Here is a 13,741-nt window from a genome sequence, read left to right on the forward strand (position 1 = left end):
TTGTTTCTGATCCAGTTTTGAGTGAACGACGTTTACTCAAAAAAACATAGTGTGGTGGCGATAGCGAGAAGGATACACCTGTTCCCATGTCGAACACAGAAGTTAAGCTTCTTAGCGCCGATTGTAGTGAGGGGTTGCCCCTTGTGAGATTAGGACGTCGCCGCGCGATTGAGAGCATCCAAGTAGTGGATGCTCTTTTTTTTATTAGTAATAGAGTTACTGTGAGATTGTAAAATTTCACGGTAACTTTTTTTATTATCTGTTTTGTTTTTCTACATAAAAGGGTATTATTTTCAGTCAAAAAATGTTCATGTTATACTTAAATTATGAAGAATAATGGAGGAATATGATGAAAAAACAGGAATTCAAAGGCGGGATCGATTTACATCAGGATCCAGCCTTGCACTTGAGAGGAATTGATAATTATAAAAATGTGGAGAGCATTCATCCTAAGAGGGTTTACATTCCGGTTCAGCAACATATTGGTGAGCCAGCAGAAGTGATTGTTTCTGAAGGCGAGAAGGTTTTTTTAGGACAGCCTATTGCAAAAATGGGTGAAGGATTAGGTGCCAATGTCCATGCGAGTATTTCAGGAGAAATCATCGGAGTCAGATCAATCGATCAAGGTCAAGGGGACGAAATAACTTGTGTGGTTATCGAAAATGATTTTCGTGAGCAACCACGTGAAATTCATCATGAGACGATTGATGATTTAACCTCTGAGATGATTGTTGAACGTGTCGAAGCTGCGGGAGTCGTTGGGTTAGGTGGTGCAACTTTCCCTAGTCATGTAAAGCTGAATCCCAAAGAAGAGATTCATACGTGCATCTTTAATGGAGCCGAGTGTGAACCATTATTGATGGCTGACGCTGCATTAATGGTCACTCAAGGGGAAAAGCTGTTCAAGGGCTGTGAATTAGTTTTGAAAGCTGTAGCGGCGAAAAAGGGCGTTATAGCGATTGAAGATGACAAGCAAGAAGCGATTGAGGTCATGCGAAAGTTGTGTCAGAACAACCCGCAACTTTCGGTAGTTGAAGTTCCATCAGTTTATCCTCAAGGAAGTACTGAGATGTTGTTTAAAACGATTACGGGGAAAGAAGTACCCGCAGGAGGCTCAACACGGGATTTAGGTTATTTAATTATTAATGTGGCTACAACAGCTGCAGTATTTGAAGCGATCGATCCTGGAATTCCTTTAAGCCATCGTATCTGTTCAGTGGTAGGGGATGTTAAAAAGCAAAAAAATATCTATTTTCCTATTGGCACATCAATTGAAGATATGATTGATTTTTGTGAAGGGTTTGAAGGAAAACCTTCTAAAATTATTACAGGCGGTTTTATGATGGGGAAAACAGTTGATACGATGGCCGCGTCCTTAACTAAATCAGCAAATGGCTTAATCGTTATTAATGAAGCTCACGATGAGGACAGTACACCAAGTCCCTGTATCATGTGTGCACGCTGTGTTGAAGTTTGTCCAATCGATCTGTTACCTCATCAGCTGGAAAAAGCTTATTTGAAAGAAAATTGGGAGCGAATGGAAAAACTTTATGCAGATAGTTGTATCAATTGCGGTTGTTGTACATACATCTGTCCAGCCCGCCGTCACTTAGCTGAAAACATCGTTGCTGGGCAGCAAGTAATGAAAGAAAGGCAGGCATAAGTATGGATAAGCATCGTTCATTTGAAGAGCTTCGCAGTCCCCTTTACCCATTAATGGAAGCATCACCCCATCTACTTTTTCGCGAAAAGACAGATCGGATCATGCAACTTGTTTTATTCGCACTCTTGCCAAGTGTGGTTGCCTCAATTGTGTTTTTTGGTTTTCGTTCGCTGCTTCTTTATCTGATCGCAATAGGTACTTGCTTGTTTTCTGAATTTTTATGGTTCAAAATTCGTAAGAATACATTGCCTAAGGATTATTCGGCAGCAGTTACAGGGGTATTGCTAGCAATGAGTTTACCTGCTAGTGTTCCTTTATGGTACCCTGCGTTAGGCGGAGCTATTGGGATTATTCTTGCCAAGGAACTTTTTGGTGGGATTGGACGAAATTTGCTGAATCCGGCTCTAACCGGGCGTGCTGTCTTACGACTGGTTTTTGTCACGGAGATGTCAGCGAATGTACAACCACACCCCTTTTTCTCTCTAGGCGGCTTGGATGTTGTTTCTTCAGCGACTCCATTGATGGATGCTAAAGCTGGTGAAAGTTTGAGCTCAGGTCAACTACTTGATAGTTTGACAGGCTTGATTGCTGGTAAAAATGCGGAAACTACGGCGATACTTCTTCTTTTAGGAGGCTTATTTTTACTTTTGAAAAAAGTCATCACTTGGCGTATTCCCTTTTGTATGATTGGAACGGTGGTCATTATTGCGCTTATCTTAGGGAACGGTGATCCAACCATCGTTTTTGCTCATGTTTTTGGTGGAGCAACGATGCTGGGAGCCTTTTTCATGGCGACTGATTACAGTACATCGCCTACAACACCAAAAGGCGAAATTATTTATGGTATTTGCTGTGGTATTTTATTGATGGCTTGGAGAACTTTTAGTTCGATGCCAGAAGGAATGACTTTTATTTTATTAATTATGAACTGCTTTGTTCCGTTGATTGATCATTGGATGATTCCAAGACCATATGGAGTGAAAAAATAGCAATTATTTTCAGTAAAAAGTAGACGTTCTTTCATTCAAATGATAAAGTGGTAAAGTCACTGGCTATGACCAGTTTATCAAATATAAATCGTATGAGAATCAACCGATCAATGGGTTTGATTTTCACTTTTATAGTAGAGAGGACTGTTTTATTTGCTTTATGTAGCAAGGCACGGAGAAACGGAATGGAATAAGCTGGGAATTATTTCGGGGCGAAGCGATATAGCATTATCAGCAGTTGGCTATCAGCAGGCTGCTTTACTGGCAAAAGAAGTGGCTGAACTTGATTCGCCCATTACTAAGATCATTCATTCACCCTTAGAAAGAGCACATGAAACAGCACGGATTGTAAGTGAGACGAATCAGTTGCCGATGAGTGTGGACGAACGGTTAGTGGAGTTGGATTATGGGGATTATGATGGAACAAGTGATGAGCAAGAAGGCTACTTAAAACTTCGCACGCAATTCGCCGTACGTTACCCTAATGGGGAGTCATTGATGGATGTCTATGCGCGAATCGTTCCACTATTAGAAGAATTGGAAAGAGATACAGAAAATACCTATTTATTGATTTGTCACAATTCAGTGATTCGTGCCATCAAGAATTATTTTGAACCACTGGAAAATGAGAAGGTCTTCGACTATCGTACTCCTAATGCTAAATTGATCAGTTTTGATTGGAAGAAAGTTATTTCGATTATTCAGAGCGCTTAAAAGGCTGGACAATTGCGTCCAGCCTTTTTTAAATAGTCTCATACATTGAATGGATTGTTTGAATCGTATGCTGCCATTTTTTTTGCTCTGTATCTGTCAGGGTCAATGGGAAACTTTCACTGATTCCCTCGCGCGATACCTTTGCAGGAGAGCCAACATAGCAAGCCTCCACAGGGTGATAATGGCTAACGGGAACCACCAGATAATTATCGTTTAGGATCGCCTCAACAATCTTTACAGCCTGGATTGCAATCCCATAAGAGGTGTAGCCTTTTCCTCTAAAGGTGACCCAGCCGCCATCACGAGCGGCATTATCTAAAGCATTTAACTTTTCAGTATTTAAGCTCTCAGTAATAGGTATACCACCGATCCTAACACTGGACCAAGCGACAAATTGGCTTTCCCCGTGTTCTCCGATAACATACCCATCGATCGCTGAAGGATGCACCTTCAAACTTTTGCTAACCGCATGCTTCATGCGCCCAGTGTCTAACGAGGTTCCTGTACCGAAAACTCGTTCACGTGGAAACCCTGTTAGTTCTTGCAAGTATTGTGTGATGACATCGCAAGGATTTGTGATATTCAATATGATCCCCTTGAATCCTGATTTTTTAATTAGGGGTGTCCATTCAGCTACAATGGACTTGGTTAAATTTAATTCTGCAAATCGATCGGGATTTCCTTCAAAAATCGAGATATCTCCCGCCGCAAAAATAATGACATCCGTGTCAACAAGTTCTGCGATATCTGGACCAATCAAGCGCACTTGATTGTTTTGCTCCATTTGCCCATCCATCAGATCGTTCAGCTCTGCTTTTAAAATATTATCCTTTGAATCAAACAGAACCAATTCATCCACTATATTTTTTGAAATTAAGGTGTAGGCTGTCGTACTTCCCACATGTCCTACCCCAATAATTGCGACTTTTCTCAATTGCAACACGCCTCTCTCATTGAATTTCCTATTTTAAAAAGAATGCCCTTAACATGAGAAAAAGTCAATAGAAGAATTAGTAAATGATTAATTTGACGAAGTCTTTCTCAAAATTTGGTAAACGCGTTCGCAGTCTACAGCTGTTCCTCGTAACTCGTAATCAGCTAAGAAAGGAAAGCCAAATACTTCGCTGTATTGTTTTGCAGTTAAGCAATATTGATAGTTAAAGTTTTTGTTGCCGCTTCCCACGACCCCTAGACATTTTAAGTAGTTGTTCTCGTATTCGAGATATTCTCGCATTACTTCAGTAAGTATTTCAGTATCTCCGCTATTAACGCCATTTCCACCTTCTAAGTAAGTAGGGACAAAGGTAAAGAAGGGAGCTGCTTCGATATCGAATGGACTATTTTCTGAAATTTCCTTTGATGTGATTAAGGGATTTTCTGAATTCAGCTGATGCTGTTCCTTTGCATAAGCTTCTAATCTTTTGACGAATGCCCGTGTGTTTCCAGAAATAGATATATATAGAATATGCATAAATAATTCCTCCAAAGTTTTTCGGATCTGTTCCGATTAGTAGTCTCAACTTAAAGATTATAACACGAAAATGGAGAATCAGACGATGTGTAACCGCTTGCAAAAAGTCGTAAATTATGGTATAAATATAGGTGTAAGGGGTAGGTCCCTAAGGTTGTGAAAAGATACAACAGAAATGAATGGAAGCAGTGTTCATTTCACAGTGAATGCCGAAATGGCAGAAAGGAAGTAGGGATTTGAAGTCTCCTTACCAAGTTATTCTAATCTAGCGGGGAAGAGAAATGTAGACAGTAGAACCATTTCTCCACTTAATGGTGAGGCTTAAACGAGAATTCAACCACGAAAACGTTTAAGACCTAGAAAAGGGTGTAAATATTCCAGAAATTTGGAATGAAGAACAAACACTTAGCCATGAGACCTGCTAGATTATTTTTGTGCCTAATAAAGGGCCAGCTGATTGTCCAGCTAGCCCTTTTTCGCGTTCTATTTATTGTAATAACGAATATCACCACTGATTTTATTGATAGCAAACTCAGTCGAATCAGAGAACGTATAAGTTTCTCCGTCAGTCGGTAATTTCTCATTAAACATTTTTTCGTATTCTTCGATTGAAAGCTGTTTGCGATCGGCAAGCAATGCACGGTTTCCTTCGCTAGTTAAATGCTTCTTGTAATCGTTCATCAAGGTCATTGAGAAAAATTCGCTGACTGCGCCCGATCCGTAGCTGAACAAACCAATGCGATCTCCAGCGGCTAATTCGCCGTTGTCTAGTAAAGAGATCAATCCAAGATATAACGATCCTGTATAAAGATTTCCTACTGCACGACTATAGACCACCGCTTCATCGTAACGAGCTTCCAACCGCTGCTGTTCCGATTCAGGCATTTCTGGGAAGATAGCTCGTAAAGCCTTACGTCCCATTTTTGTATAAGGTAGATGGAAAGTCAGTGCAGCATAGTCAGTACTATCAGTTTGATTGACTTTCTTATTTTGCTCCCAAATACGCGTAAATGAATCAATATAAACTTGATTAGACATATGTCCATCCACTAATGGATAGTCATGTCCAGCAGGACGCCAGAAGTCATATACGTCTTCAGAGTAGAAGACACTATCATTATTAAATGCTAATAAGCTTGGTTCCTTGGTGATCAGCATAGCAACTGCCCCGCAACCTTGTGTAGGTTCTCCGCCAGTAGCTAAACCATATTTAGCGATATCAGCCGCGATCACTAAAACCTTGCGATCCGGATGTAACGCGACATAATCGTGCGCTTGTTGCAAGGCAGCTGTGCCCCCATAACAAGCGTGTTTTATTTCAAATGAACGAGCAAATGGTTGAATATCTAACAGACCATGAATAATTACGGCAGCAGATTTTGAGAAGTCGGTACTCGATTCAGTTCCGACGATTACCATGTCGATGTCCTTTTTGTCTTCGTCTGTAAGAATTTTTGCAGCAGCACTTGCCCCTAATGTGACGATGTCTTGTGTCTCAGGAATAATTGCCATCTGATCTTGTCCAAGACCAATGTGAAATTTGTTGGGGTCAGTCTCACGGGCATTTGCTAAGTCTGTCATATCAAGATAATAATTTGGTACGTGAAAACTGATTTTATCAATCCCTATATTCATATTGCTCCTCCTTTTCTTCCAAAGGTAAATATATCATAGAAAGGTCATAATTAGTTGTGTTTGAATCTTAAGAAATTATAAAACTATCTGTGCTATACTTACATCTGATTTTTAAAGACATTATTGGAGGTGCACCCTTGGAAGAAATAGTTATTTTGAGCGCTGTACGAACACCAATTGGCAGATATAAAGGCAAATTAGCAGCCGTTTCAGCAGTTGATCTTGGAGCTATTGCGGTAAAAGAGGCAATCAATCGGGCGAAGATCGAAACAGACCAAGTTGAGCAAGTATTCATGGGAAATGTGTTGCAGGCGGGCAATGGACAAAATGTCGCTCGTCAATCCGCAGTCAAAGCAGGGATTCCATATGAGGTTCCTGCAACCACAATTAACGAAGTCTGTGGTTCTGGTATGAAATCAATCATCTTTGGCATGCAGCAGATTTTGTTGGGCGAGGCAAGTGTTGTTGTTGCAGGCGGGACAGAAAATATGTCGCAAGCACCAAAGGTGACAAGCTTTGATTATGCGACACAGGAATGGCAGGAACCAAAATCAAGTATGATTTACGATGGTCTAACTGATGCTTTTAGCGGTAAGCACATGGGATTGACGGCCGAAAAGGTCGCTGAAGTCTATCAAATCACTCGTGAAATGCAAGACCAATACGCCTACGAATCACAAATGAAGGCAGCGAAGGCTAGTAAAGATGGCAAGTTTGAATCAGAAATTGTTCCAGTGGCACTTTCTGATGGCAGTACTCTTTGGGAAGATGAAGGCATTCGTTTTGATTCAACCTTAGAAAAAATCAGTTCCTTAAAGCCTGCCTTTAAGGAAGATGGGGTAGTGACTGCGGCAAATGCTTCCACCTTAAATGATGGAGCAGCGGCGATTGTTTTGGCCTCAAAAGCCTATGCGATTGAACATGGCTTGGCCTACTTAGCAGTTATTAACGATTATAGCGAAGTGGGTATTGATCCAAGTATTATGGGGATGGCGCCTGTTTCTGCTATTAATAAATTATTAGTGAAAGTGAATCGTACCATTGATGAAATTGATGCATTTCAGATCAATGAAGCATTCGCAGCGGCTTCCGTAGCGGTACAAAAAGGATTGGAACTGCCTGATCAAAAGATTAATAATTATGGCGGAGCGATTGCGTTGGGACATCCAATCGGGGCTAGCGGCACGCGAATTGTTACGACCTTAATTTCAGAATTGATTCAAGAGGAGAAGCAGCGTGGGGTAGCAAGTCTTTGTATCGGTGGTGGTCTAGGGCTAGCTTTGATGATTACGAAAGCTGAGGATCAAGAAATCGCAAAAAAAAAGTTTTATCAGATGACTCAAGCCGAACGCTTAGCTAAGCTGGTGAAAGAAAAAAAGTTATCAGCTAAAGAAGCTGCTCAGTTAGCGAACGAAACGGTGTTACCTGAAAAAATCGCGAATAATCTGATCGAAAATCAAATCAGTGAATGCTCAATTCCTTTAGGTGTTGCACAGAATTTCGTGATTAATGGTAAAAAAAAACTAATTCCGATGGCGACCGAAGAGCCCTCCGTGATTGCGGCAGCTAGTAACGCAGGAAAGATTATTGCAAAAGCTGGTGGTATTCACACGCACGTGATCAACCAAGGGATGACTGGCCAAATCGTTTTACGTAAAGTCACTGATTTTAAAACAGTTACTCAAACAATTAGTGAGCATAAAAAAACGCTCTTCATGATAGCAGAAAAAAGCTATCCCTCGATCTATCAGCGTGGAGGCGGATTAAAATCGATAGATACCCGCACTTTTGAAGAGGGGTATGTTTCCGTTGATTTAGTTGTTGATACAAAAGATGCGATGGGTGCGAATATCTTGAATACGATGCTAGAAGCTGTGGCTCAAGAATTAAGACACTTAATACCTGAAGCAGAAGTCTTATTTAGTATTTTAAGTAACTACGCGACTGAATCGTTGATCGAAGCGCGATGTGAGATTCCGCTCACACAAGTGACAACGGAAATCGCAGAAAAAATCGCGGCGGCGAGTGAATTTAGTAAATTGGATCCTTACCGTGCAGCGACTCATAATAAAGGAATCATGAATGGTATTGATGCGGTAGTATTAGCAACTGGCAATGATACACGTGCTGTGGCAGCGGCTTGTCATGCTTATGCAGCAAGAAATGGACGTTATGAAGGGTTAACTGAGTGGGTGATTCAAGGAGATAAACTTATTGGGAAATTAACATTACCAATGAAAGTTGGCGTCGTTGGCGGAGCAACAAAAGTTTTACCAAAAGCTCAGTTGAGTCTAAAATTATTAGAGGTGTCAAGTGCAGCAGAACTAGGTGAAATGATTGTGGCTGTCGGATTGGCTCAAAATCTGGCGGCAGTGCGGGCGTTAGTGACGGACGGGATACAAAAAGGGCATATGGCGATGCAAAGTCGTTCGTTAGCGATTACTGCTGGTGCAACCGAGAAAGAGATAGCTCAAGTTTCTAGTCAATTGCGTCGAGCAAAACAAATGAATCTTGCGACAGCTGAGACAATTATCAAACAGCTGCGACAAGCATAAGTTCATAAAGAAAAGTGATAAGATCATGAAGTTGATCTTATCACTTTTTTTATGTTATTCGTTATTGAGATCTGCCCGCAGATAAACCATATCAACCAATCGAACTCCTTGATCAATGATTGGTTCGTGGTAATTATCGGTGAAAAAATTCTTCACGCGATGCGATTCGCGGAATCCGCTTTTTTTATAAAATTCCAATATTCCAGGCTCATCACCAGTTCCGACATACATCGTTTGATAATGACCTAGAAATTCATGGAATAAAAACTGGATCATTGCTCTGCCATAGCCTTGTCCATGTACAGCGGGGACAGTCGCTATGTTTTTCAGCTCACATTCCTGTTCATTCAACTCTGTGACAACGGCCACGCACTTCAAGTCATCATCAAATAATACAAACATGCGACCGTCATCAAGGTAACGATCAATCATGTCTTCCTGCGGATCAGCTAAAAGCAGCAAGTCTAAATAGTTTTTCTTATCTGTAACGACTTCTTCAATCTGCATTTTTTTTAAATGTAAAATGGGGAAATGATTCCCTTGTTCATCTAGCTCAGATCGTCCGATCACATGGAACCCCATATGCCGATAAAAACCAAAGGCCTGCTGATTCTGTTCATTCACATCTACGTAGTGGATGTTTAGCGAATCAAGCGCAAATTGCAGTAATTTTTTTCCAATCCTTTTTCCTCGAGCTTGATTTGCAACGAAAAGCATTTCAACCTTATCTTGTTGAACCCCAATAAATCCTAATAGCTCAGGATCGTAATAACCGTAAAGCTGATCAATTAGCTGCAACGCTTTTTTTACCTCAGGCTTTAAGGCTTCAATATCATTCTTTGTTAAGAAGGTGTGGGTAGCTGTAACCGCTGATTCCCAAATGGACATCAGTGTATCTAATTCGTTTTTATTCTTTCGTTCAACTTGTTTAATTGTCATCATTCTATTTTCCTCCAATTTTTATCTATAAAAAGAGGTTTCAAGCCACAACAAATAAACGTGTATAAATCCGCGCTTAAAATAGGGCGATGAAACAACTCCTATAGCTTCTCCAAACAATGTTTCATCTTATAGTAGTTTTCTTGTTTGGAGTAGAGTAATGGTGCGTATATTGAAGGTGAACTTCCACATTGAAATAAGTCCTTTTCTGTGATTTTATTTCATTTTATCAAGGAGAATGAATAAACGCAAATAGCCCTAAACCTAACTGAATTTTAAAAAGTAAAAAAGGCAAAACCTTCTTCATCAGAGGTTTTGCTTTTTATGCATGTTCAATTTTTGACTGGACCGATCATTCGAGAAAAATGAATCCTTTAAAAGATACAGCTATTTTATTTAAAATTGAAATCCAAATATACGGGATTATGATCAGAATATTTAAATTGCATATCTTTGATGTGAACCGCTTTGACATTGATATTATCTGAAATAAGAAATCCATCAATTAAAGTTGTGTAGGTCTGTCCTTTTTTATAAGGTTCATTCAATGCCCGAGCGGATGGCTTTTTCTCTTCTGCCAGCTGTCCAGTAGGCAGGTGAAAACCCTCTGGCAATTCTTCCTTCGGAAATGGATGTGTCCATGTTTCCCGTTTTTTACTTGTTCCAAAAACTTCAGGACTGTTTCCCAAAACATCGTGATTATAATCCCCAGCAACCATCACATAGTTTTCCTTTTTATACTCGCTTTCCATGACGTCAAAAATCTTTTTCAGCTGAGCTGCTTGGATAGAACGATCCTTGGTAAAGGCGGATAAATGTGTATTGATCGCAATAAACTCTTTCCCACCTTTGACGGGAATTCGGCTAACTGTAAAAGCACGATCTAAATCAAAAAATTTGTTGAAGTTCGTTTCAATAGGTAAAGAATAACGTTTACTGCTGGTTATCTTGGCTTGGCTCATCGTAACCAGTCCGGATTTTGCTTGACCAATGGGGTCTGTAAAGGGATAAAATAAGTAAGAAGAATCATAATTTTGTCCATACAGACTATTATAGTCAGGTAGCTGTTGTCTCAGAAATGCGACCTCATCTACATGTTGGGAACGATCACCATCTTGATCGACTTCTTGGTAGAAGGCAAAAGTTGGACTCAATTCCTTCGTTGTTTCAACAATTCCCCGCATATTTTCGTTAACGGTCTTTTTATCATAAGCGCGTGAATATTTTCCGCCATCCATAAAGAAACTATAGCTTGGAGGATAGGCACCGTAACCAATATTATGAGTCATAGCGCGATACGTTTTATTGATTTCTAGCGTTTGGTTATGATGATTATCCGGGTTTAACGTCTGGTTGTCAGGTAGACGGTCATAGCTTGCGAAGAGGTAAATCAAATAACCGCCTAAAACTACAATAATTGCTACAACAATCCCTAAAAAAATCTTTATTATTTTTTTCATGAAGCTCCTCCTAGTTTTTTCTTCAAAAATATCATAGCATATAGCAAGTTAATAACCATTTGCAAAGTTCCTAGCTTCCGAAAAAAATGTTCTCGTGGTACACTAGAATAATGAAAATAGACGTTATTAAAAGAGAGGTTTTAAAATGATTCGATTTGCCAAAAAAGAAGATGGTAAAGCAGTAGCAAAATTAATATTAGTTATTTTAAAAGACATGGAACTGGAATTTCTAGATCAATTCGGTGAGGAGAAGGCATTGGAAGTTATTGCCGCTTGTTTTGAAGATCCGACCTATCGTTTTGGTTACGCTCGAGGTTTAGTCGATGAAATTGATGGCGAGATTGCGGGGGCTGTTTTTGGTTACCCTGCAAATAAAGAAGAGATCATTGATCGTCCACTAGAAAATTATTTGCGTTCACAAGGGATTTCAGATGAGGTGAAAATGTTTGTCGATCCTGAAGCTTTTCCCAATGAATGGTATTTAGATTCAATCGCGGTGGATGAAAAATTCCGCGGACAGGGGATTGGGTCAAAATTATTAACGGCAGTAGACCGATTGGCAACGCATGAAGGGGAAAAGGTTATTGGTCTGAATGTCGATAAAGGGAATCCGAACGCTAAACGCTTATATTTACGAGCTGGTTTTAAGGATGTTGGTGAATTGATGATCAGCGGTCATTTGTATGATCATATGCAGCGGGAGGTCAAAGGGTTTGATCGCATCAAGCGTCATTAACAAGTATAGTTGAAGTTTTGATTATTAAAAAAAACGGCTAATACATTTACTATGTGAAGTAAACGTATTAGCCGTTATGTTAGTTTTGAGAGAAGGTTACTTCTAAAACAGTTTCTGGTTCTTTAGTTCTATTACGATTATACAACCAATAGTCCATGATTGCTGCCACACAAATACAGACTGGAGCATCGGCCGGATCTGTGACATCTAAAACATAGTAATCACCGGTCAATAGGGTGGCCTTGTCCATCGTCATAATCGACTGATTGAAATGATTAATTTTATATTTATGGTTATAAATATCGCCATAGACGGCCCAATGAAGCTGCTGTATGTAATAAAAATCTCCAGGCCAATGGAAGATTTTGTGAAGCACACCAACTTTTGTATGGTCACAATAAATCTCAAACTTACGGCCAAAAATCACGCTGGCCTGTTTGATGTATGCTACGATCTGACCGTCCATTGCATAGAGTGAAAGTACATTTCCTTTACGCCCCCAATGTCCTACCATTAAATAGAGTGGAACACCTTTGTTGTCTTTGACGATCGTTCGTGTTGTGGAACTTAGTTGTTTTTCTTGAATAAAAAATTCAGTCATGATGCTCACACCTTTTGATTTTTATTATTCAGAAAGGATTCGATCGATTGCCGTTGCTACTCCGTTTTCTTCATTTGTGTCAGTGACATATTTAGCAATTTTCTTAATAGCCTCTGCCGCATTTCCCATCGCAACACTCGTACCAGCATATGTCAACATACTGACATCATTAAAGTTATCACCAAGAGCCATCACCTGATCGGCAGAAAATCCGCGTTCTTCTGCAAATTGCTTCAAGGCGATTCCTTTTTGAGCATTAACGTGATTGATCTCGATGTTTGTCAATTCAGAGGCTGCAATGGCTAAGTCACCAATTTTTTCTAACTCTCCGGTCACCACTTTAAGCTTTTCAGGCCCATTTTTATCAAAAGCAATAATTTTTAGAACGTCCTCATCTTTATCGATCAGTGTTTGTCGAATATCTTTTACAAAAGTGATCGGTGTAAGGGATAGATGTCGAGAAGATGCTGCTATCGCCATTTTCTTAGAAATCCCCGGCATTTTATCAATAATGTGCTCTGAGAAAAATTCGATCCGCATTGGCTGATTAGAGGAATACACATGATCAGCGGTAAAAATCTCATAATAGAGCCCTGCCTTCTCGATGGCATCCATCACTTCAATTGTTTTTTCTTTACCAATTGGAATCGTGAAAATAGTTTCTCGTTTGGCATTTACGACATGGGCACCGTTTAATAAAATCATCGGTACGTGAATGTTCGCCTCATCTAGTGAGATTTTAGCATGACTCATTCCACGTCCGGTTGCTGTAATAAATTCAATTCCTTGTGCTTGAGCTTTCTGAATGGCTTCGATATTTGCTGTCGGGACTTGCATTTGATCGTTTAACAGTGTACCGTCCATATCAGAGGCAATGAGTTTTATCAAAATTATTCACCTAGCTTTCCTATCATACATCGATAGTGTACCATAATCCCAAAGGGGATAACCATGTTGACAGAATTCTTTAAAAAGAAT

General features: G+C 39.9%; 12 protein-coding genes and 1 rRNA gene. 6 read left to right on the plus strand and 7 right to left on the minus strand.

Going from position 1 to position 13,741, the window contains the following annotated elements; translation table 11 throughout:
• The first annotated feature begins 50 nt into the window (after nucleotides 1-50).
• From rrf to IGI44_RS05695, 4 genes are all read left to right on the plus strand, one after another.
• A 5S ribosomal RNA gene (rrf, locus tag IGI44_RS05680) occupies nucleotides 51-166 on the plus strand.
• Between the two features lie 183 nt (nucleotides 167-349).
• Nucleotides 350-1,663: an electron transport complex subunit RsxC gene (gene rsxC, locus IGI44_RS05685; protein WP_438786828.1), complete on the plus strand. Its 1,314-nt coding sequence runs from the start codon at nucleotides 350-352 to the stop codon at nucleotides 1,661-1,663.
• A gap of 2 nt (nucleotides 1,664-1,665) precedes the next feature.
• Nucleotides 1,666-2,652, plus strand: coding sequence for an RnfABCDGE type electron transport complex subunit D (locus IGI44_RS05690; protein WP_438786829.1), 987 nt, complete (start codon nucleotides 1,666-1,668; stop codon nucleotides 2,650-2,652).
• A 153-nt stretch (nucleotides 2,653-2,805) separates the two neighbouring features.
• Nucleotides 2,806-3,366, plus strand: coding sequence for a histidine phosphatase family protein (locus IGI44_RS05695; RefSeq protein WP_438786830.1), 561 nt, complete (start codon nucleotides 2,806-2,808; stop codon nucleotides 3,364-3,366).
• A 28-nt stretch (nucleotides 3,367-3,394) separates the two neighbouring features.
• On the opposite strand, the gene IGI44_RS05700 is transcribed toward IGI44_RS05695, so the two are convergent.
• From IGI44_RS05700 to IGI44_RS05710, 3 genes are all read right to left on the minus strand, one after another.
• The gene (locus IGI44_RS05700) at nucleotides 3,395-4,300 is read right to left on the minus strand and encodes a lactate/malate family dehydrogenase (RefSeq protein ID WP_438786831.1); all 906 of its coding nucleotides are present in this window, start codon (nucleotides 4,298-4,300) and stop codon (nucleotides 3,395-3,397) included.
• Nucleotides 4,301-4,387: 87 nt separating this feature from the next.
• Nucleotides 4,388-4,837: a class Ib ribonucleoside-diphosphate reductase assembly flavoprotein NrdI gene (gene nrdI / locus IGI44_RS05705; protein WP_438786832.1), complete on the minus strand. Its 450-nt coding sequence runs from the start codon at nucleotides 4,835-4,837 to the stop codon at nucleotides 4,388-4,390.
• 483 nt (nucleotides 4,838-5,320) lie between these two features.
• The gene (locus IGI44_RS05710; protein WP_438786833.1) at nucleotides 5,321-6,472 is read right to left on the minus strand and encodes a hydroxymethylglutaryl-CoA synthase; all 1,152 of its coding nucleotides are present in this window, start codon (nucleotides 6,470-6,472) and stop codon (nucleotides 5,321-5,323) included.
• A 137-nt stretch (nucleotides 6,473-6,609) separates the two neighbouring features.
• Here IGI44_RS05710 and IGI44_RS05715 point away from each other — a divergent pair, with 137 nt between their 5' ends.
• The gene (locus IGI44_RS05715) at nucleotides 6,610-9,027 is read left to right on the plus strand and encodes a hydroxymethylglutaryl-CoA reductase, degradative (protein ID WP_438786834.1); all 2,418 of its coding nucleotides are present in this window, start codon (nucleotides 6,610-6,612) and stop codon (nucleotides 9,025-9,027) included.
• Nucleotides 9,028-9,081: 54 nt separating this feature from the next.
• Here IGI44_RS05715 and IGI44_RS05720 read toward each other — a convergent pair whose 3' ends face one another.
• Together IGI44_RS05720 and IGI44_RS05725 are read right to left on the minus strand one after the other, a co-directional pair.
• The gene (locus IGI44_RS05720; RefSeq protein ID WP_438786835.1) at nucleotides 9,082-9,969 is read right to left on the minus strand and encodes a GNAT family N-acetyltransferase; all 888 of its coding nucleotides are present in this window, start codon (nucleotides 9,967-9,969) and stop codon (nucleotides 9,082-9,084) included.
• A 389-nt stretch (nucleotides 9,970-10,358) separates the two neighbouring features.
• Complete coding sequence (locus IGI44_RS05725) at nucleotides 10,359-11,426, minus strand: endonuclease/exonuclease/phosphatase family protein (RefSeq protein WP_438786836.1); 1,068 nt, start codon at nucleotides 11,424-11,426, stop codon at nucleotides 10,359-10,361.
• Nucleotides 11,427-11,571: 145 nt separating this feature from the next.
• On the opposite strand from IGI44_RS05725, the gene IGI44_RS05730 reads away from it, so the two are divergent.
• The gene (locus IGI44_RS05730) at nucleotides 11,572-12,162 is read left to right on the plus strand and encodes a GNAT family N-acetyltransferase (protein ID WP_438786837.1); all 591 of its coding nucleotides are present in this window, start codon (nucleotides 11,572-11,574) and stop codon (nucleotides 12,160-12,162) included.
• Between the two features lie 79 nt (nucleotides 12,163-12,241).
• On the opposite strand, the gene IGI44_RS05735 is transcribed toward IGI44_RS05730, so the two are convergent.
• Together IGI44_RS05735 and IGI44_RS05740 are read right to left on the minus strand one after the other, a co-directional pair.
• Entirely contained in the window at nucleotides 12,242-12,763 is a 522-nt protein-coding gene (locus IGI44_RS05735) for an LURP-one-related/scramblase family protein (protein WP_438786838.1), read from the minus strand.
• Nucleotides 12,764-12,787: 24 nt separating this feature from the next.
• Nucleotides 12,788-13,651, minus strand: coding sequence for a Cof-type HAD-IIB family hydrolase (locus tag IGI44_RS05740; RefSeq protein ID WP_438786839.1), 864 nt, complete (start codon nucleotides 13,649-13,651; stop codon nucleotides 12,788-12,790).
• Between the last annotated feature and the right edge of the window lie 90 nt (nucleotides 13,652-13,741).

This window comes from Enterococcus sp. DIV0756, assembly GCF_051710745.1.
Classification (GTDB): domain Bacteria; phylum Bacillota; class Bacilli; order Lactobacillales; family Enterococcaceae; genus Enterococcus_A.